A 19250-nucleotide genomic window follows, 5' to 3' on the forward strand; every position below is an offset into this window, starting at 1 on the left:
TGCAAAATTCAAACTTAATTAGACTTTTCTTCATTTAGAATATCATGAACATCATTGTTCAGATAATCTGCAAGATTCTGTTTTTTCTTTGTATTAATTTCAGCTTCAACATTGCCAGATGAAAGTATTATATCTCTGAGCACTGAGAAAAAGAAGAAGGCAATCAATGCTGCAACCAAAGCCAGTATAACACGCTCAAGCGGATAGATGAAAAGTACTGAATTGAATACCTTTGCTGGCAAGTCATAGATATAGGTGTAGGCAATACTGCCTGCAAGATGGTCGGAAAGTACGCCCATTAGTCCAGCATAGAACAAAGATACGAAGACATAAGCCTTTGTACCAATGAATGACAGGCTGAACTTATTGATGAGCAGGAAAGATGCCAGAACAAGGAGATGGAACCATGGGAATAAATATGCTGCCCTACCAGTATCAAATAGGTACCAGACTGAGATCAGAGCAATAAATATACCTGCAGCTGCCTTGTAATTTCTATTAACAACAAATCCTGAAACTGCTGAACATATTATGATAAAGAACGGTGAAAGCATCCTGAAGGAATCCTTGCTTATATATCCGGGATTGTTAAGTTCGTGCAGGAACATACCACTGCCTGAAACGACACTACCCCACAGAGGACCAAAAAGCATACCGTTAAGCGACCCGAATGCCACCAGAGAGCTTATCCTTGTACCCTCCAGCCCGATAACATTTGCAATGTCCGGAAAATAGCTTGAGAAATATGTCAATACTATGCCAAATAGCAAATAGATGACCTTTGTGTCTGTTTTCATCCTTATGTTTGAAAATGATGATAGCATAGTAAATCATTAAATGTTCATTTTTTTATAAATAGATATACAGTGTAACATTATGCACATTCGTTATTATTATCACTTACATTATAACTTTGTAGAGAGCTACAGATTAGATTCTCTGTATACAATTGCAGATACAAAATCATGGGATCTAATAAACTTCTTTCCAGCTAATCCTTTAAAATTGTGCGCAACGGATAAACTGTGCTATTGTGCAATGTGAAAAATACTTAAATTGTAAATTGATGGAAACGTTTTTATATTTACAAACTTTTTAGACATGACTCTAAGCATCACGATTTTAGAGCAAACCCGACAATTTAAAAAATTTAATTAATTATACCATTAAACTAATTTAATTTATAAATATAAGCACAGTCAGATTAACTTTAAATAAGACTTTGTATATACAATCTTTTTAGCACATAATAAATTATTATTTACGCACCCGCAAAATAATATATTTTTAACTTAAATTCTCAGGAGACGAAAAATGAAAATTAGAGTTGTAAGTTCAAAAGAAGAGATTAACACCCTCGGCCCAAATGAAGAAATAGTCCACCTTGCATTCAGACCTTCAAATACTGACATATTTTCCCTTGTAATGAAATGCCCAAGTGTGAAAGCACTCCACATCCCAAGCTCATACAAGAGAACCATCTCAAATTCAGCCAAGATGTACCTTGAAATGCAGGGAATCGAACTCCTCGAAGGCGATGTATGGGGACACAGAAAAGACATTAACGAATACTCTGAAGTTTCACAGAGCGTCTATGACCGTATAAACCAATATAGGGCAGACGGACTTTCAGAGGAAGATATCGAAGAGAAGATGATAAGAGAAACAAGACTCAGCCCTGACTTTGTCAAGTTCCTTGTCACTCAGAATTAATAGCCTCGATATCTTGGGGCTTTATTCCTTTTTTTAAAGTTTTTTGAAGCTGAGCAGATATCCCAGCTATATTAACCAGGATTTAACTGCCGCTATTTTGCATTATTCAATATTTGCCATCTTCATACCTACAGCCGAGAGCACGATGACAAAAACAGCAATTGATGTAATAAAACCGTATGCCTGACTTTCCTGCATGAACTGGTGTACTGCAATAAAGAGAGCGGTCAACAAAATCACTGAACCTACTGAAGATACAACTTCGAATGTTCTCTTGTTCATACTAGGTTAATTAAAACATTAAGTACATCAATCTAACGCAGGCTAGATAAATAACTAATTTTAATAATATCAAAATAATACAATTTTGAAAACGTGGTTATATATGACAGAGTTTGAAAGAGTACTGGTCCAGTCATTCAACGAATACTTTGGAGAAACAGGCATCAAAGGAATAGCACACCGCCTGAAGCAGCACAGATTCACACCACAATTTCTGGATGTACTTGTAGACTCGCTTGACCCGGATTACTATATGGGGATCGAATGTAAGAGCATCTCTGTGGATAAGGGTGCAAAAGCATTATACTTTACACAACACTTCACGGTCGATAAGAAAGGATCGCATCAGATAGAAAGAATATCAGATTTTCTGCTTCGGTCAGGGAGAACAGGATTTCTTGCAGTCGAGCTGAAAATGGGAGTAGGGCACTCAAGGGAAGCCTATATAGTCCCCTGGACCACGCTTTACGAGAAATACAACGATGCTGATACTAACAAGATCACCATTGACCATATTCGGGAGTTTCCCCGAATAGAAAGGAATGGAAGTAAATACCATATCGATCCAGAAGGATGGAAAAAAGGTTCAAGGATGATCGTATAAGAGGAACTATTATGTCTGACGTCATGGATAAAATGTTACAGCAAGCCCGCAAATGTGCTGAAGAGATCAAAAGATATAGAGAAGTCCAGCTTGTGTCACATATCGATGCAGACGGCATAACATCGGGAGCCATTATTGCAAAATCCCTGCAAAGAGCAGGTATCGAATATGACATGCAATTTGTAAAACAGCTTGATGAGAATATCATCAAAGAACTGGCAGATCGAAATCCTGAACTTACTATTTTCACAGACCTTGGCAGTGGACAAATTGAGCACATCAACAATTATGGATTGAATGCAATCGTTTCAGATCATCACCGACCACAGGGAGAAATAGACCTGCACTTAAATTCCCATCTATTCGGGGCAAATGGCTCCTTTGAGATAAGCGGTTCAGGAACTACATTCATACTTGCCAACCAGCTTGGCAACAATAGAGACCTTGCAGATCTTGCCATCACAGGATGCATAGGAGATATGCAGTACAGGAAATATGGAAAGATAGTAAGCCTGAACAGAGAGATCCTTGAGAATAATCCCACCGCCATAATCCCGAAAACAGACATCTCATTATTTGGCAAACAAACAAGACCTGTTTATAAGATGCTACAATATTCATCCGACCCCTATCTACCAGGACTCACAGGCAATGAGAATGCTTGCATTACATTTCTTCAGAATATGGGGCTCAAGTATGCCAATGATGAAAAATGGCGCAGGTGGATCGACCTCACGGATGAAGAAAAAACGAATATCAGTTCATCTCTGTTGCAGTATTCAATGCAGAATGGACTTTCCTCATATAACATCAGTCGACTTATCGGAGAATCATACATACTACTCCAGGAAACAGAAGGAACTGAAATGAGAGATGCCAGCGAATACTCGACCCTTCTGAATGCTACCGGAAGGTACATGAGAGCCGAAATAGGCATGGCAGTCTGTATGGGCGACAGGGGGGATGCATATGAGGAAGCAAAGAATTTGCTCGCCACCCACAGAAAGAATCTTGTGGATGGCCTGAATTTCGTCAAGGAGAATGGAGTCACCCAGCTATCCCACCTGCAATATTTCGATGCTGGTAGCAAGATACCTGAAACTATTGTAGGGATCGTAGCAGGCATGAGCCATTCATCCAATAATCGCTACTTGCCAATAATCGCATTTGCTAACAGCGATGATGGGTACAAGGTATCAGCAAGAGGGACACAGGAGCTAGTTAACAGAGGCCTTAATCTTTCAGATGCCATCAGCAAAGTATGCCAGGAAATTGGAGGAGCAGGCGGCGGTCATGACATCGCAGCCGGAGCCACGGTGCCAGCCGGTAAAAAAGAAATATTCATTGAGAAGCTCAATGCTATAATAGCCACACAGATCAAAAAACCGTCATGATATCATACAAGAGTTGTGAACTTTTTTAGATATCATTGATATGAACTAGTTCATTGATGTTCACCAGTGTGGACATGGCATTGGTCCTTATAGGAATACCATACTCCTGGACGACAGCCATGGGGTTCGTACCACCTATGACCACTATTCCAAGATGATCTCGCTCCACAGGAACATCGAGTATCCTTGTGTTGGGCTCGCCTACTTCCAGAATACCCGTGAGACCTGCATCCACCATATCAGAAAGTGTACTATCAATGACATCCCTGGCAACCAGAGGAGCTTCCCTCAGATTTGCCAGTATCTTACCTGAACCGGTCTTGAGCATTTTCATCACTGAAGTAAGTTCCTGGGACATCAGTACTTCAAGAGGATCTATAGTTGTACTCGAATAGGTCAGAACATTGGTAAAACGCTTTGGAGCACCATCCTTTATTTCCACAAGGCCCCCAAATCTTGGTTTTATCATCACCCCGGCCTTTAAGAGGATACCGTCTATGGAGATACTGCACAATGTTGCAAATCCAACCTTTCCTTTTTCAATGGTCATTCCACCCATGGAATCCCCTTCATGCAAAACCTTTAGCAAAGGACTTACAGAAAGACCACTGTTAATGGCCATCTTGAATATCTTAAAAACATCATCAAAGTCCTGACTATCTATGAGTGAAAGATTTACTATCACGTCCCCTTCCATGGACTTGGGATCAAATGTGGTCCTGAACATCAGGTCATCGATCTTAGATGAAGTAAACTGGATGCGGTCATTATTATTCAACGATATACCTCTTCCGTTTTTCTAATTGCACCCAGTTATATGTTTGCACAATAAAAATGTTACTTCAATTCAGGCAATTATCTTCTCGAAGATATGAAGATAATCCTGGGGACGGGTTAGAAATTTGAGCTTATCCAGATCATTCACAAGATCATACATGTCCGAGCCATCGAAAAGCCCCAGTTCCGAATCATCCTGAGATTCCATGAAACGTATCTCTGGAGCATCGACATATTCAGGATTCGGAACAAAGCCTTCTTCAAGCAGATAATATGCCCCACCGGACATATTCCTTATTTCATCATATATGGATGAGAAGTCCCTGCAAACCCAGTTCGCCATCTTAAGTGTTTCATTAGAAGCATTAATGGTCATATGCCCGTAATTAGGAGGGATAACGACAAAACCTCCTTTCTTAACCTTGTAGACCATAACATCAGTTATCTTACCGTGTTCCTCTTTCTGAAGAATATAAGTAGCCTCACCTTCAAGCACCTGATACACTTCTGTGTAAGAAATATCAGTGCCTGGAACATGAGGATGATAATGTCCGGCTGTTTTAATAAACTCCTTGCCAAGCATTGCAGGAGGAATTATTGTGATATCGTATCTAAGATTGTGCGCCTTTATGGCATTTGAATCCGCTTCACTTTTGTAAAGGTCACGGTACATGTAATATAACTCGAAATTTTCGACTGATTCCAACCACTTCTGATCAAATACAACATGGTCCATGTCACGAAGCATCCTGATATCAGGAGTTCTTATATCCCCATAAAAATCCAATTCTTTTTTCATTTTAGATTCACCCACGAACTAAATGAGAGAAGTATCCCATTAAACCCTTTAAACTTCCTGAACTATGTTAGCAGGCATTCTATTTTAATATTAGGATTTGTGTGCGAAAAACTAACCATTCAGATAATCATGGATTCGCTCTGCCACCTTCATACTGATGCCCTTTACCTGCATTAGCTCTTCAACAGAAGCAGACCTGAGCTTTTCTACCGACCCAAAGGACTCGAGCAGTCTTTTCTTTTTCTCAGGGCCGATGCCAGGGACCCCATCAAGCTCGGAATGGGTCAGTTTTGCAGACCTCCTACGTCGATGGGAAGTTACAGCAAATCGATGCGCTTCATCCCTTATTTGCATGAGGAGCTTTAATGCAGGAGAGGTTTTTGGAAGTATTATAACCTCTCCGGGGCCTTTTTTAGTCGTTATGATATGTTCAAAACGTTTTGCCAGACCTATCATAGGAATGTCAAGACCAAGTTCATCCAGAGAGGATTTTGCTGCCCCCACCTGACCCGGACCTCCATCGATAAGGATCAGGTCAGGAAGAGGAGCATTTTCCCGGAGGAGTCGCGAATACCTCCGACCAACAACCTCAGCCATCATGGCAAAATCATCAATACCTTTCACAGTCTTTATATTATGCTGGCGGTATTTGCTGTTGGCAGGCATCCCATTTTCAAAATAAACCATGGAACCCACGGCATTGGTGCCTGATATGTTGGAGATATCAAAAGCTTCGATGTGCATCGGAGTGTCTTCCAGCGAAAGCACTTTTTTCAATTCTTCCAGTGCAAGCATGGAAGACTCGGCGGAGGAAGAAGTTAGCCGGGCTACCTTCATAGCCATTTCCGCATTACGAGCTGCCATTTCCATGAGTTTTTTCTTCTCACCTATCTGAGGGACACGAAGCTTTACGTCTCTACCTGAGCGCTGGCTGAGCCATCTGACTATCAACCCTATTTCCGGAACTTCGTATTGTATCAACACCTCCGGGGGAATGGGAGAATCCTGATAATATTGCTTGATGAACTCTGCCATTGCAACTGCAATATCAGTCGAACTGTCAGTACCGGAAAGGGAAAAATCAGCCTTACCAACCATGCTTCCGTTCCGTACATAGAATATCTGGAGGAATATTGCAGAGCCATCCGATACCGCCGCGATAATATCACGATCATCGGTGCCTGATGTAGCGACTTGCTGATGCGAAAGTTGTTTGACAGCCTCTATCTGATCCCTCACTTCCGCCGCAGCCTCATAGTTCTGATCCTGGGCAAAGGATGACATCTTTGCCTTCAATTCCTTCAGAAGATCTGCGGTGTCACCCTTCAAAAGCCGCACAGCTTCCATCACCTTTAAACGGTAATATTCCTCATCGATACCCCCTTTGCAAGGAGCATCACAGAGCTTTATGTGATAATTGAGACACGCGCGTGACTTACCCGGAGCTATGGACTTTTTGCACTTGCGCAGCATGAATATCCGGGAAATCAGATCAAGAGTACTGCGTATGGCGGTGGAATTAACATATGGACCAAAATAGAGTGCCCCATCCATCAGCCTTCTGCGAGTTATGAATATCCGGGGAAACTTCTCATTTATCGTGACCTTGACATAAGGATAGCGTTTGTCATCTTTAAGCCGCACATTGTAGCGTGGCTTATATTTCTTTATCAGGTTAGCTTCAAGTATGAGTGCATTGATCTCGGAATCAGTGACTATGCATTCAATATCGCTTATATGAGATACAAGGATCCGGGTTTTTGGAGTCAGGTTCTTCTTTGACTGAAAGTACTGACGCACCCTTTTGATAAGGGAAATTGCCTTCCCCACATATATGATATCCCCGGAACTATCTTTCATAAGATAGACACCCGGAGAATCAGGTATTTTTGTCAGATCAGGAACCATGTCAAATGCTTTCTGAGAATTTCTTATCAATGAACTTGTGAAGAGTTTTATCAATTATGGTTTCGAGATTCACTATATCTTCCCTGTTGTACTCAAGCAGTAACTCGAGTGCTTCCTGATCACCCCGTTCATACTGATTCCACAGGCGAACTGCATCGAATCCGCTTATACCCACAGTATCCTCACTTCGAGTAATACCAAGTTCAACCTCGATCATCTTCAAGCCACCTGTTAAGGATATGCGCCTGAGAGGATACATAAGGTCAGCATGAAGCTGATTGAACTCTATCTGCGGAAACTCACGCTTGATGAAGGGAAGATCGAACCTTGCTCCGTTGAAAGTAACGAGAAAATCATATTTTTCGAATTCCTCTACAACATCATCAAGATCAACACCCCGAACATATGTCTTTGCGTCTTTTCCATCATAGATTCCGATCACGGTTATATGAGAACTTGCAGGAGAGAGACCAGTGGTTTCTATGTCCACATATGCCACCTTGTCTGAGAACTCCCGAAATGCACGCCAGTGTTCCGCTTTGGGGAGTGAATGGGCAAAGAACTCAAAATCACGGGACATGAGATGTTCTTTGGAGTCCTCTATTCCAGGAAGGATCAATTCCATCTTGGAGCGCGGGATACACAATTCATCCTTCCTCTCAAGAAAGTCATCCCAGGTCCTGATACCGCTTGACCATATTCTTTTTTCTACTGTTGCACCAATCTTGGGCATGTGAATGTATGTGCTTGTGAGCATGTTCTTCTGAACATGTTGTGAGTAATGTATAATAATCATAGCGTCTCACCGCAGACAGGCTAAATTAGGTTATTATTTATACGTTGCACCCAATCTTAAGTCAGGTTGAATACAGGTATTTACGGTAGCAGGAGTTCAAAGAATGAAAGTTTCGGTTATTGGTGCAGGTAATGTAGGTGCTACAGCCGTTCAGCGTCTTGCTGAACTCGATATTGCAGATGTAACGATGGTCGACATTGTAGAAGGTATGCCGCAGGGTAAGGCACTGGATATATCCCAGGCAGCCCCGATAATGGGATACGATGTAGACGTAACTGGTACGAACGACTATGCAGATATTGAAGGATCTGATATCGTCGTGGTAACAGCTGGCATAGCAAGGAAACCAGGCATGGACCGGGATGACCTTCTTGCAACGAATATTAAGATAACACAGCAGGTATGCAACAATATCGAGAACTATACACCTGATTCTATCATAATGACGGTTACCAACCCTCTTGATATCATCACCTACGCTGCTGCCAAATGCACCAACCTTGAAAGAGGAAAGGTCTTTGGAATGAGCGGATTACTCGATTCCAGCAGATTTGAGTCATTCATCGCAAAGGAAATTGGCTGCTCCATGAAAGATGTCAGCGCAATGGTACTTGGCGGACATGGGAATTCCATGGTACCGCTGCCAGACCACGCCACAGTATCAGGCATGCCACTACCTGAGATCATGGACAGGGAAGACATTGACAGGATCGTTGAACGCACCATCAATGCCGGAGCAGAGATAGTAGGGCACCTGAAAACCGGAAGCGCATTCTATGCACCATCTGCAGCCATTGCAAGCATGGTCGAGTCTGTTCTTCTGGATAAAAAGAGAATCGTACCAGCATCCGCGTATCTGGATGGAGAATACGGATACAGGGATATCTGTCTGGGAGTACCTGTAAAGCTTGGAAAGAAAGGCGTAGAAGAAATAATTGAGCTTGAGCTCAAGGCTGAACAGAAAGATGCTCTTGACCGATCAGCTGAAGCAGTCAGAAGCAGCATATCAAAAATATGATATCATGCCTGCCAATACGTCGTATAACTGAAAACAAGCACTGGTATTTACATACAAATATTCATATATATGTAAAGTATAAATGGAAGTAGATATTATGCGCGCAGACATAACTTCACTTTTTGGACAAAACGTTTACACAGACAACGCTACCTACGTAGGTAAGGTTGCAGATATTGTGTTAGACGTTGATGAGAGAGCAGTGAGAGGCCTAGCAATAATCGACATCAACAGGGAATTGTTTGATGTGACAAGCAAAGGAGTTATCATCCCTTACAGATGGGTAATTACAACAGGCGATATAGTTATTATCAGGAATATTGTCAACAAATTCAAAAAAATACAGCCAGAGACTGAAGACTGATCAACTTATGAAAAGGCGAGAGATCTACTCAGATCTGCATTGTATACCGCCTGTCATTGTGCGCGTAGACGGACGCAGTTTCAAGAATGCACTATCTCGCATAGGCCTTGAAAAACCATATGACAAAAGATTTGCATCTGCAATGGCAGATGCTATTGAAATCTTCTTCAGGAAAAGTGGATTGAGTCCGGTTTTTGCATACACCTTTTCCGATGAGATAAGTTTCCTGTTCAGAGACATCTCTTTTGAAGGCAGGATCGAGAAGATAGACTCGGTCATACCCTCCTACATCAGCAGCGCACTCACACTAACACTAAAACCATCTGAACCCATCTCCTTTGATTCAAGGGTAATCCCCGTAAATGATAATGATATTGCCGGATACCTTGCATGGAGACAGGATGAAGCATGGCGCAACTGCATCAATTCCTATGCTTATTACACGCTTCTTTCCGAAGGTATGGAAGAGAAAGATGCTGCAGCAATTCTGAAGAACAAAGGTGCAAGCGAGATGCACGAACTGCTTTTCCAGAGAGGTATCAATGTATCCAGAGTCCCAAAATGGCAACGTAGAGGGATTATGGTCATGAGAAAAGAATACCACGCAAAAGGATATAATCCCCATCTGGAAGAAGAAACTGTCAGTGTCAGGAAAAAAGTAGTGCAGGATTGGGACATACCTCTTTTCAAATCTCCGCAGGGTGAAGACTTCCTCAAAAAAACACTCTAATGATAGTTTAACCCGCAGATGGGCAAGAAAAGCATTTAAAGAGTTATGCGTTTATACAAAACACGATTAACTAACGGTGAACCCATGGACAAACTTGAGCTTATAACCAGGAACGTACAGGAAATAGTAACAGAAGAGGAATTAAAACAGCTTCTGGAAACAAAAGAGCACCCTACAGCATATGTAGGTTATGAACCAAGCGGAAAGATCCACATGGGACATGTTCTTACTGTAAACAAGCTCCTTGACCTGCAAAATGCCGGGTTCAAGATCACTGTGCTTCTTGCTGATGTTCACGCATATCTGAACCAGAAGGGAACCCTTGAAGAGGTCCGTGAAATCGCTGATTATAACAAACGCTGTTTCATTGCACTTGGATTGGATGCGGAAAATACAAACTTTGTTTACGGCTCCGATTACCAGCTCGGACATGAATACATGCTCAAGGTCCTTCAGCTGACCCAGAAGACTTCCCTGAACCGTGCCAGAAGGAGCATGGATGAAGTAGGAAGAAAAATGGATGACCCAAAGGTTTCACAGATGGTATATCCCATCATGCAGGCAATAGATATTGCAATGCTTGGTGTTGATATTGCCGTAGGCGGAATCGACCAGAGGAAGATCCATATGCTGGCAAGGGAAGGACTTCCAGGACTTGGTTTTAAGGCACCATTGTGCATCCACACACCCATACTTTTAGGACTTGACGGACAAAAAATGTCATCATCCAATGAGAATTACATTTCAGTTGATGACTCCGAAGCAGACCTCAAGAAGAAAATGAAGAAGGCTTTCTGCCCTGCCGGAGAAACAGAGGACAACCCTGTACTTGAGCTATTCAAATACCACATCTGCCCCAGATATGAAGAGATAGTCTTTGAGAGACCGGAAAAATTCGGCGGCAATCTTGTATGCAACAGTTATGAGAAACTCGAAGAGGTCTTTGCTTCAGGTGAACTACACCCAATGGATCTTAAGAACGGTGCTACAAAGTATCTGAACATGATACTTGAGGTTGTGAGAAGTGTATTATAACTATACAACTTCCCAATTATCGAAATATATATAACGAGACGAAAGAAATATCTTGTTAAGGATAGGGACAAGGATGAGATACACATATCAGGACTCAACTAATCTACCGTTGCAAAGGGATTTTATTCAGGATCTCAATGATTTCATAGATATTGCAAGAAATGTCCTACCTCTGGAGAATAGTGCCATCGAACTCCATGATGAAGAGTCCGGTGAGGTCACATCCCTTGAGGCAAGGATCGTCAATCTTGACAAATTCAGCAAAGATGTCCAGAACTATGTGGATGAGATCACCAGAAATGCTGAAGACAAAGAGATACTGGAATGTCGCAATTCGGTAATTGATACCTGCATCATGAACTCTGAGAAAGGATTAAAACTCCTGAATCAGAAACTCGAACAAACAAAGCAGGAGTCAGAAAGTGACCTCTATAAGATAGAGAATGATATTCTTACCACCCTGAATCCACTTTTCCGAACGGGCATCTATAGCACTGCGAAGAAATATTATGTATCCATGAAAGATGAAGTCTTAAAGGGAACACTTAAAGCCTCATTTTCAGGAATAGAATATTCTTCCGACCTTAGATATTCCCATGACGTACTGACCATCAAGGAAGTATATGGAGATCTTTTCCTGCCCACATGGACAAAAGCAGGCATACTTCACAAAGAGAATAAGGTCAAAATGCTGGATGTTTCGGAATTTGTCATAACAACCATTAATTATGATGGTGACAGTCACATTGATACATCTTTTGAGAATCGCAAGAAAGACCAGAAATTCAGGATTACATATGACGGCAACAGTTCCCAGATATTCTTCAAAGAACAGGATATCACAGCCGATGAGACACTGCTAAAATCTGTGAAGATGGAAAGCATAGATGCACTCATGACAGAACTTCGCAAGTATGTGCAGATGTTCATCAAATCCCAGACACTTACCCAGATATTACTTGATGGGAAGGATGCAGTACGCAACAACGAGATATTCGATTGTCTGAAACTGATTGCAGAACAATACGGTGAGATTATCACAGAATCACTTGAGCGTGGCTATGTCAAAAATGAGATAACCATTAAGATCGAGGCATCTGACGGAACCCGAACCGAGAAATATATCACCAAGCAGGAAGCCTTTGATCAGCTGGCAGAACTGGGAAGTGAGGGGCTTGAGCTTGCAAGTATTCTTGGTATTGACTAAAGTGGTCATGTACTGAGTGATATTTTATTACTTTTCTTGAAATAATAAACTAAGCAAAGAGTAATGATAATTATGGAACGCTCTATTGATGATATCCGGAAAAAAGTTGACAGCAATGATGCTGTTGTAATGACATCCCAGGAAATCTGCGAACTTGTTGATAAAGGTGAGGAAATAAGCATCAAGGACGTTGATGTTGTCACCACAGCCACCAGGGCGATCATGAGCGGAACATATGCAATACTCTCTTTTCCTGCAAAGGCACCTTTCCATTTTACAAGAGCATCAAAAGTATTCCTCAACGGGGTGCCCGCCCATGTAGGACCATGCCCGAATGAGAGCCTTGGTATGCTTGACCTGATGGTTTTCGGAACAGCCCATTCCAGCCTGAGGCATGGATATGGAGCTGGCCATCTTTTCAGGGACATGGTGGAAGAAAAGACAATAGATGTGTCGGTCATTACCAATGAGAACGATGCGTTCCAGAGCGAGATCACACTGAAAGAGATACCATACGCCAGACTTTATTCCACAAGGCACACTTTCAAGAACTATGCAGCTTTTGTGAACTGCTCGAAAGCTCCTATCAATACCATATTCCATGCAGACTCTTTTGAACCAAACATGGAAACTGCAACCCTTTCCGGATGCGGACAGATAAATCCGGTGAAAAACGACCCTCAGTTGCAGACAATCGGTATTGGGACACGAGTCCTTATGAACGGTGCAGAAGGATTTGTCATAGGAGAGGGCACACGCAGCAGCCCTGAAAAACCAAATCTGATAGGTGTTGCTGATATGCATAAGATGGATCCACAGCTCATGGGAGGTTTTTCAACGTCTGCAGGGCCGGAGTGCATAGCATCCTGGGCAGTCCCCATCCCGGTACTTAACCAATCGATACTTGATGCCATAATGAAACTGGACAGGGAAACACCCATGTCAATAATGGATGTGGACAAGAGAGTACCCTTATACACCAGCAGCTATGCAGATGCCTGGGAAGATGTTGATCTTTCGGTGAAATTCGATCCATCCGCATGTCTGGACTGCAATGAATGCAAGGCCATTGAAAAGTGCCCCATGGATGCCATATACTACAAATACGAAAAACTGGTGCTGGACAGGCAACTGTGCTTCAACTGCGGACTCTGCACCAAGACCTGCCCTGGAAACGTGTTCACTGCAGAACTTGGAACAGTCAAGGTGGAAAAAGATGGAGAAGTGCAGGAAGTTCCTATTGTACTCAGGCAGTCTGACCGGAAAAGAGCTCTGAAGATGGCCGAAAAAATGAAGAAGGATATAATTGGCGGCTCCTTCAAACTGACCGCGATGGTCGAGAAGATTCAGCCATAAACCTACCCATTATTTCATCCGGGCACATCTTGATTACCGGAACATCCGCATTACCCGGTTGTGCCCTGACCACCACTACGCCGTTGTCTATTTCTTTTAGGACCTGACGCAGACTTTGAGAGCTATCTGCCTCGAATACCTCATTTCCAGCACCTTCTGCAACCTTTGCAAGATCAGTTACCTTTGAAGTGGCAGTTGGCTGGTTACCCGTGGAACCATAAGCTCCATTGTCAATAATTACAAGCAGGTAATTATCCGGGGACTGGGAAGCGATGGTCGCAAGGGAACCCATGTTCATAAGAACAGAGCCATCCCCCTCGATTGCTATGACTTTCCGATCTGGTCGGGATAGTGCCACACCAAGCCCTATGGAAGATGCCAGCCCCATGGAACCCAGCATATAGAAATTGTTAGGCATATCGCATAAACTGTATAGTTCCTTGCAGGGAATACCAATATTGGCGATCAGAAGAGCATCTGAATCCTTTGCTTTAGCAGCTACCTCAACAATGGCGTCAATTCGCTTCATGCTGGCCTCCAGAAAGGTATTGGAAGTAGAATTGCCACGGGTCTTTTCTCCTCAACAGCCCTTGCCCAGGCAGCAGGAACCGCCTTTATAGAATCATCTTTTGAAACCGGAAGATAATATGGAATACCTAGTGTATCCAGAAGTGGGGCGGTAAGTTCACCCATTGGCACCTGAGCACATATTGGCTCACCCTCGACTCCACGATGACTTATGACCATAACCAGAGGGATACCATAGAGCAGGTTTAGCGAAGAAAGAGCATTGATAGAATTGCCAAGTCCTGAATTCTGCATGAGCATCGCTGTTCTTTTGCCACCCATATAAGCACCTGCGCATACACCCACACCTTCCTCCTCCCGGGTCACAGGTACATGGATGATGGAAGCCTCCTCATCCACCATGGGTATCAATTCCTTGAGGTTGGCGCAGGGAACGCTCACGACAAAATCAATTCCAGCATCCATAATACCTTTGAATACTGCTTCGGTTGTTGAGACAGGATCTATTTCTGAAATGACATCACCACACTTTAAGATCAATACCTTCTATACGAACTTTCTTTCCCTCGACCCCCACAACCATACCTGCGTGGACCTTTTGCATCATGCAATATTCAGGAATGAATTTCACAGTCTGCCCTACCTTTGGAAGCTTACCCTTTGAAACTATACCCTCAAAGGCAAGTATCATCGCAAGACCCACATCCTTGAACTGGAAATCATCCTGACCCAGCCGATGCAACGGACCTACAAGATGAATTGTGTATATGCCTGGAGAAATATCAATGACTTTAGCAAAATGTATTACCGGACATGCCAATGGCCTGTAGCGTAGATAGTCACCTACTTCTATCGGGATCGAGCCATCAAATGGATGGATCTCTTCCCTGCAGGAAGACTCATTTTTAAGCGGAGCTAGCATGAAATCTGCATTCAGGCCATCTATGACCCCTATGATCTCCTCTTCCTGACCCACATAATCCGGATTATCTTTTTTCAGCAGAGATGATAGTTTATCCAGGTTCTCTTTAAACTGATCCCTTAACAGAAATGGACATTTCCTAAGAGTTTCAGAGTCTTTCAGCTCTGCGGCAAAATCAGCACAGCGCTTGAAGCCACAGCTTCCACAATTATAGCCAGGCAGGAGCTTTACGATCTCATCCAGTTTTACTCCCCCTTGTACTCCATGAAGCCATCTATCTGCCTGAGGACACCCATGTGATGCTTACGTGCAACGCGGGTTTCCCCTGTACAGAGAGAACATATCGCAAGTGGAGGGTTGTAGCGCAGAACCATGTTATCACAAACATCAGGACCGGACTCAATAAGCTCAGCAAGCTCAGAGGAACCTTTGCCTGTAAGACCATTAGCTTCCACAACCATACAATCCGGGTTTACATCGAGCACCCTTTCCCTGAAAACCTCTCTTTCTGCCTGAGATACGATATCACCCTTTGTCATGACAACTATATCGGCAGTAGTAAGCAGAGGACCTACTTTCAGAGGAGTGTTCGGACCGGTGGTAACATCGATCACACAGACTGCAAGACATTCATCCGGATATGGGGCGCAGCGCAGGCAGAGACCTGCAGTCTCATTCAGGAGCACATCCGCACCTTCATCTTCAGCCCATTCCAGCATCTCCTCAGTATTGTAGATCGTAAAATGGTCAGGACACATATCCTTGGCAAGTCCAACACGCACCGGAATATTCAGCTTTCCAAATCGCTGGTCATCGTCTGTCCAGAGACAGTCAACTTTCACAACTGCCGGTTTCTTACCATCCCTTACAAGAGCCTTAATGGTATGGAGTAAAACCGATGTTTTCCCGGAGCCGGGTGTTCCTGCAAGTACTACCAATTTCATGCTACATCCTCCACAAGATCGCCCCTGCGGATGGTCTCCCTCAGGGACATAAGCCAGTTATCAACCTCAGCGATCTTATTACAGACATCCTGCTCATCGGGACTTGTGGTGATAATGTCCACCATAGCACCATTGCGAATGACTATCCTGCGAGATGCCATCAGAGCCAGCACAGGATCATGGGTTACAACTACAACGATCTTTCCTTCACCAGCCAGCAACTCAAGAGCTTCCTGTTTTTTGATACCAGCATTCTCTATTTCATCAATTAGCACTACCGGAGAATCACTGATAACTGCAATATCCGCAGTCATGAGCGACCTGGATTGCCCGCCACTGAGAACTGTAAGAGGGTGGTGGGGAGCTATTGGCTCTCCGGTAAGGGTATTTGCAAGCTCTATTACCTTCTCTGCAAGTCCTTCGTCCTTCCCTCTGCTGCGTGCGTGCATTTGCAGAAAATCCTCAACGTTCATGTCCGCCAGAAAATGCATGTTCTGAGATAATTGTGCCACAAGCTTCTTTCTGGGATCAACACGGGTGCGTGCATCAGGTTTTTCTCCGTTGATAAGAATGGATCTGCCAGTTGATGTATCGCCCTGTGCAAGCTGTTCAATATCATCGATCAGCGTACTTTTACCTGAGCCGGTAGGGCCTACGATACCTACGATCTCTCCTTTGCTTACCTCTACAGACCTTATTGGTTCGGAGACACCATCCTTGTCCACGCCACCGAGAATTGTAAGAGTGAGTTCTTCGCTCATATATTCATACCAAATACTTCTGCTGCTTTCTCAACGATCAGTTCTTCTGCCTTTGGATCATCTGCTGAGACCTCCAGGGAGGGAATCAGTTGTTTTGTCTGGTAATCCTGCATCAGACGTTTTTGCCCACCGCCGGTGATGTTCAATACTATACTGTCACCAGGTTTCACATTCCCGGCTTCCACTGCCTGTATCAGTGAAGCCACTGCCACAGCCGCAGCTGGGTTTATGTCAATTCCCTCGGTTTTTTCGAATAATGATTGTGCACTGGATGCCTCTTCATTAATTACTGCATACATGGTACCATTTGTAGCATCAAGAGCATCCTTCACGCCGCCAGTAAGCCCGTAAGGAGGTTTCCTGTTAAAGAGTACATCATCATACATCCCTTCAGGACACGAAGCCGAAACCTTATCAACATCATTCCAGAGGGAATAGAGGGGAGCGCATGGAAGACTCTGCCCCAGATGTAAGCGTGGGACCTTTGAACCAAACCTGCCATCATCAACAAGGCGCATGGATGCTTCCCATGCAGAAATTCCCCCGGTGCCACTTCCCACAGCCTGGAAATAATGATCAAATAACTTTCCAGAGGTCAGAACCGCATCCAGCATCACGGTGCCCATTCCATCTCTTCTTGCAACGTTCTTTGCCCCGCCCTCATTGACAAAACCATCTCTTGCAGCAATTTTCCCTGCCAGTGCAATGGCATCAAAATAATCCCCTTCAACTGCCACAAGACATATGGATGAACTGTCATCCTGAATGGTCCAGAGCCTGTGTAAGCTTGTCTTTGGAACCACGAGAAGCAATGGCTGTCCTGTGATGCTACATGCATTAGCAAACGCTCTTGCAGTATTGCCCGCAGATGCCACCACCAATACACGAGTTTCCTCAAGCTCCTTCAAGCGTTGCACGGTAGGAAAAGACTCGAGGTCCTTGAATGTGCAGGTCATCAGGTCTGCTCCTTTTTCAGGCCAGTAGCCATTGAAGGATATCCACAGATCATCAAGGCCCAGTTCAGCTGCAAAAGCCTTACTTCTGTAAGTTGCTGTTTTGCCGGAACCTTCCTCTATGATCCCATTGACCGGCAGCCAGTCATAGAATCTCCATATACCGGGCATATCCGAAATCATCAGCTGCTTTGCTGAATATTCAGTACGCAGAAGGGATTCGTCATTGTTTTTACAACTCATGGAATATGGATCATGAATATCCCCGCATTGTAAGCATTTGACAATGTATTTACTCATGTCCAAATGTAGGAAAAAGCAGTAATAAAAGTTTCCCTTTTTAAGCCAATATTTGCCCCAAACAGATATTTTATATAGAGAAATAGCACATTTGGGGGCATTAACTGATTATAATTTTTTCCGGAATATTAAAAAGATAATATACAGGAATAAAAATATGAATCCTTAATAATCAGGAGTTTAGGAGTTTCAGGAGATAATCCGGAAGGAATTCATGATCAGTCAGAACAACATCAGCTTTGGATAATTTGTCCGGGGACACGTATGTCGGCACACCCACACAAAATATACCCGCACCTTTTGCAGCTTCCACACCCATTGGGGCATTCTCTATCACTATGCACTCATCTACCGTGACCCCAAGAAGCTCCACTGCCTTGAGATATGGATCAGGGAAGGGCTTACCGTGCTCCACATCATCACCACAGACAACTACATCGAAAACGTCGGGAAAGAATTCATTGAGCAGGGATTCTACGGTCGACCTTTCAGAACCTGTTACAACTGAGAGATTGAACTTGCCTTTCAGGCGTCCAAGGCATTCAAGAATACCTTCAAATGGCCTCACATCGGCAATTTTGGAAAATATCTCTATCTTACGATCCAATATCGCTTCGTAATACTCCGGTTCAAGTTCTTTTCCAGCTCTCTGGAACAGCCATTGCAGACCAAGAATATGATTGGCACCTTCGATCTCATAGATGTCGTTATGGGTTACCTGTACTCCCCATTCGCCTGAAACCTGTACCCATGCATCTGCATGATAAGGCATCGAATCCAGCAATACGCCATCCATGTCAAAGATAAGTGAACTTATCATATGCTACGCTAATGGGACCATCTACAATAAAGCTTGTGT

22 protein-coding genes and 1 pseudogene are annotated in these 19250 nt (G+C 43.4%); 9 read left to right on the forward strand and 14 right to left on the reverse strand.

The genetic code is table 11. The annotated features are described in order from the left end of the window. Window positions 1-14 precede the first annotated feature (14 nt). Window positions 15-824 carry a hypothetical protein gene (locus V7O66_RS08915; RefSeq protein WP_406659958.1) on the reverse strand — a complete coding sequence of 270 codons (810 nt, stop codon included), beginning with the start codon at window positions 822-824 and terminating at the stop codon, window positions 15-17. 490 nt (window positions 825-1314) lie between these two features. On the opposite strand from V7O66_RS08915, the gene V7O66_RS08920 reads away from it, so the two are divergent. After that, window positions 1315-1713 (forward strand): DUF1699 family protein, encoded by a 399-nt coding sequence (locus V7O66_RS08920; RefSeq protein ID WP_406659959.1) that lies wholly within the window; start codon window positions 1315-1317, stop codon window positions 1711-1713. Between the two features lie 102 nt (window positions 1714-1815). Here the strand turns inward: V7O66_RS08920 and V7O66_RS08925 are convergent, their stop codons facing one another. Next, window positions 1816-1995 (reverse strand): hypothetical protein, encoded by a 180-nt coding sequence (locus V7O66_RS08925; protein WP_406659960.1) that lies wholly within the window; start codon window positions 1993-1995, stop codon window positions 1816-1818. Window positions 1996-2098: 103 nt separating this feature from the next. Between V7O66_RS08925 and V7O66_RS08930 the strand changes: the two genes are divergently transcribed. Further along, window positions 2099-2599 (forward strand): hypothetical protein, encoded by a 501-nt coding sequence (locus tag V7O66_RS08930; protein ID WP_406659961.1) that lies wholly within the window; start codon window positions 2099-2101, stop codon window positions 2597-2599. An 11-nt stretch (window positions 2600-2610) separates the two neighbouring features. Then, window positions 2611-3993, forward strand: coding sequence for a DHHA1 domain-containing protein (locus tag V7O66_RS08935; RefSeq protein WP_406659962.1), 1383 nt, complete (start codon window positions 2611-2613; stop codon window positions 3991-3993). Window positions 3994-4018: 25 nt separating this feature from the next. Here V7O66_RS08935 and V7O66_RS08940 read toward each other — a convergent pair whose 3' ends face one another. The 4 genes from V7O66_RS08940 to V7O66_RS08955 all read right to left on the reverse strand — a co-directional run bounded on the left by V7O66_RS08940 (window position 4019) and on the right by V7O66_RS08955 (window position 8234). After that, window positions 4019-4771, reverse strand: coding sequence for a DUF128 domain-containing protein (locus V7O66_RS08940; RefSeq protein WP_406659963.1), 753 nt, complete (start codon window positions 4769-4771; stop codon window positions 4019-4021). Window positions 4772-4840: 69 nt separating this feature from the next. After that, window positions 4841-5569, reverse strand: coding sequence for a glucose-6-phosphate isomerase family protein (locus tag V7O66_RS08945; RefSeq protein ID WP_406659964.1), 729 nt, complete (start codon window positions 5567-5569; stop codon window positions 4841-4843). Between the two features lie 111 nt (window positions 5570-5680). Beyond that, window positions 5681-7507 carry an excinuclease ABC subunit UvrC gene (gene uvrC / locus V7O66_RS08950; RefSeq protein WP_406659965.1) on the reverse strand — a complete coding sequence of 609 codons (1827 nt, stop codon included), beginning with the start codon at window positions 7505-7507 and terminating at the stop codon, window positions 5681-5683. After that, the gene (locus tag V7O66_RS08955) at window positions 7479-8234 is read right to left on the reverse strand and encodes a ribonuclease H-like domain-containing protein (RefSeq protein ID WP_406662626.1); all 756 of its coding nucleotides are present in this window, start codon (window positions 8232-8234) and stop codon (window positions 7479-7481) included. The genes uvrC and V7O66_RS08955 overlap by 29 nt, the downstream gene beginning before the upstream one ends. 142 nt (window positions 8235-8376) lie before the next feature. Here V7O66_RS08955 and mdh point away from each other — a divergent pair, with 142 nt between their 5' ends. The 6 genes from mdh to V7O66_RS08985 all read left to right on the forward strand — a co-directional run bounded on the left by mdh (window position 8377) and on the right by V7O66_RS08985 (window position 13983). Continuing rightward, the gene (gene mdh / locus V7O66_RS08960; RefSeq protein WP_406659966.1) at window positions 8377-9291 is read left to right on the forward strand and encodes a malate dehydrogenase; all 915 of its coding nucleotides are present in this window, start codon (window positions 8377-8379) and stop codon (window positions 9289-9291) included. A gap of 97 nt (window positions 9292-9388) precedes the next feature. Further along, a complete protein-coding gene (locus V7O66_RS08965; protein ID WP_406662628.1) occupies window positions 9389-9655 on the forward strand; it encodes a PRC-barrel domain-containing protein in 267 nt (88 codons plus the stop codon). Window positions 9656-9662: 7 nt separating this feature from the next. Further along, window positions 9663-10385, forward strand: a complete 723-nt coding sequence (locus V7O66_RS08970; protein WP_406659967.1) for a tRNA(His) guanylyltransferase Thg1 family protein — start codon at window positions 9663-9665, stop codon at window positions 10383-10385. Window positions 10386-10469: 84 nt separating this feature from the next. Further along, window positions 10470-11420, forward strand: coding sequence for a tyrosine--tRNA ligase (locus tag V7O66_RS08975; RefSeq protein ID WP_406659968.1), 951 nt, complete (start codon window positions 10470-10472; stop codon window positions 11418-11420). Window positions 11421-11493: 73 nt separating this feature from the next. After that, a complete protein-coding gene (locus V7O66_RS08980; protein WP_406659969.1) occupies window positions 11494-12627 on the forward strand; it encodes a hypothetical protein in 1134 nt (377 codons plus the stop codon). Between the two features lie 72 nt (window positions 12628-12699). Then, window positions 12700-13983: a methanogenesis marker 16 metalloprotein gene (locus V7O66_RS08985; RefSeq protein ID WP_406659970.1), complete on the forward strand. Its 1284-nt coding sequence runs from the start codon at window positions 12700-12702 to the stop codon at window positions 13981-13983. Here the strand turns inward: V7O66_RS08985 and comE are convergent. The 8 genes and pseudogenes from comE to V7O66_RS09025 form a co-directional block, all read right to left on the reverse strand. Then, complete coding sequence (comE, locus tag V7O66_RS08990) at window positions 13946-14512, reverse strand: sulfopyruvate decarboxylase subunit beta (protein ID WP_406659971.1); 567 nt, start codon at window positions 14510-14512, stop codon at window positions 13946-13948. The genes V7O66_RS08985 and comE overlap by 38 nt on opposite strands. Beyond that, entirely contained in the window at window positions 14509-15051 is a 543-nt protein-coding gene (gene comD / locus V7O66_RS08995; RefSeq protein ID WP_406659972.1) for a sulfopyruvate decarboxylase subunit alpha, read from the reverse strand. Before comD ends, comE begins: the two co-directional genes overlap by 4 nt. Then, the gene (locus V7O66_RS09000; RefSeq protein ID WP_406659973.1) at window positions 15032-15487 is read right to left on the reverse strand and encodes a hypothetical protein; all 456 of its coding nucleotides are present in this window, start codon (window positions 15485-15487) and stop codon (window positions 15032-15034) included. Before V7O66_RS09000 ends, comD begins: the two co-directional genes overlap by 20 nt. Window positions 15488-15571: 84 nt before the next feature. Beyond that, a pseudogene (locus tag V7O66_RS09005) lies at window positions 15572-15676 on the reverse strand ((Fe-S)-binding protein); the annotation flags it as partial. A 2-nt stretch (window positions 15677-15678) separates the two neighbouring features. After that, entirely contained in the window at window positions 15679-16377 is a 699-nt protein-coding gene (locus V7O66_RS09010) for a GTP-binding protein (RefSeq protein ID WP_406659974.1), read from the reverse strand. Further along, entirely contained in the window at window positions 16374-17138 is a 765-nt protein-coding gene (locus V7O66_RS09015; RefSeq protein ID WP_406659975.1) for an ATP-binding cassette domain-containing protein, read from the reverse strand. The genes V7O66_RS09010 and V7O66_RS09015 overlap by 4 nt, the downstream gene beginning before the upstream one ends. Continuing rightward, window positions 17135-18391: a cysteate synthase gene (locus V7O66_RS09020; protein ID WP_406659976.1), complete on the reverse strand. Its 1257-nt coding sequence runs from the start codon at window positions 18389-18391 to the stop codon at window positions 17135-17137. Before V7O66_RS09020 ends, V7O66_RS09015 begins: the two co-directional genes overlap by 4 nt. A 172-nt stretch (window positions 18392-18563) precedes the next feature. Continuing rightward, window positions 18564-19211, reverse strand: a complete 648-nt coding sequence (locus tag V7O66_RS09025) for an HAD family hydrolase (RefSeq protein WP_406659977.1) — start codon at window positions 19209-19211, stop codon at window positions 18564-18566. Window positions 19212-19250 lie beyond the last annotated feature (39 nt).

It is taken from the genome of Methanolobus sp. ZRKC3, from assembly GCF_045291275.1.
Lineage (GTDB): Archaea > Halobacteriota > Methanosarcinia > Methanosarcinales > Methanosarcinaceae > Methanolobus.

Coding starts and splice junctions, on each gene's coding strand:
- V7O66_RS08915 (WP_406659958.1), bottom strand. CDS start 824: ATGCTATCATCATTTTCAAACATAAGGATGAAAACAGACACAAAGGTC.
- V7O66_RS08920 (WP_406659959.1), top strand. CDS start 1,315: ATGAAAATTAGAGTTGTAAGTTCAAAAGAAGAGATTAACACCCTCGGC.
- V7O66_RS08925 (WP_406659960.1), bottom strand. CDS start 1,995: ATGAACAAGAGAACATTCGAAGTTGTATCTTCAGTAGGTTCAGTGATT.
- V7O66_RS08930 (WP_406659961.1), top strand. CDS start 2,099: ATGACAGAGTTTGAAAGAGTACTGGTCCAGTCATTCAACGAATACTTT.
- V7O66_RS08935 (WP_406659962.1), top strand. CDS start 2,611: ATGTCTGACGTCATGGATAAAATGTTACAGCAAGCCCGCAAATGTGCT.
- V7O66_RS08945 (WP_406659964.1), bottom strand. CDS start 5,569: ATGAAAAAAGAATTGGATTTTTATGGGGATATAAGAACTCCTGATATC.
- V7O66_RS08955 (WP_406662626.1), bottom strand. CDS start 8,234: ATGCTCACAAGCACATACATTCACATGCCCAAGATTGGTGCAACAGTA.
- mdh (WP_406659966.1), top strand. CDS start 8,377: ATGAAAGTTTCGGTTATTGGTGCAGGTAATGTAGGTGCTACAGCCGTT.
- V7O66_RS08965 (WP_406662628.1), top strand. CDS start 9,389: ATGCGCGCAGACATAACTTCACTTTTTGGACAAAACGTTTACACAGAC.
- V7O66_RS08970 (WP_406659967.1), top strand. CDS start 9,663: ATGAAAAGGCGAGAGATCTACTCAGATCTGCATTGTATACCGCCTGTC.
- V7O66_RS08975 (WP_406659968.1), top strand. CDS start 10,470: ATGGACAAACTTGAGCTTATAACCAGGAACGTACAGGAAATAGTAACA.
- V7O66_RS08980 (WP_406659969.1), top strand. CDS start 11,494: ATGAGATACACATATCAGGACTCAACTAATCTACCGTTGCAAAGGGAT.
- V7O66_RS08985 (WP_406659970.1), top strand. CDS start 12,700: ATGGAACGCTCTATTGATGATATCCGGAAAAAAGTTGACAGCAATGAT.
- comE (WP_406659971.1), bottom strand. CDS start 14,512: ATGAAGCGAATTGACGCCATTGTTGAGGTAGCTGCTAAAGCAAAGGAT.
- V7O66_RS09010 (WP_406659974.1), bottom strand. CDS start 16,377: ATGAAATTGGTAGTACTTGCAGGAACACCCGGCTCCGGGAAAACATCG.
- V7O66_RS09015 (WP_406659975.1), bottom strand. CDS start 17,138: ATGAGCGAAGAACTCACTCTTACAATTCTCGGTGGCGTGGACAAGGAT.
- V7O66_RS09020 (WP_406659976.1), bottom strand. CDS start 18,391: ATGAGTAAATACATTGTCAAATGCTTACAATGCGGGGATATTCATGAT.
- V7O66_RS09025 (WP_406659977.1), bottom strand. CDS start 19,211: ATGATAAGTTCACTTATCTTTGACATGGATGGCGTATTGCTGGATTCG.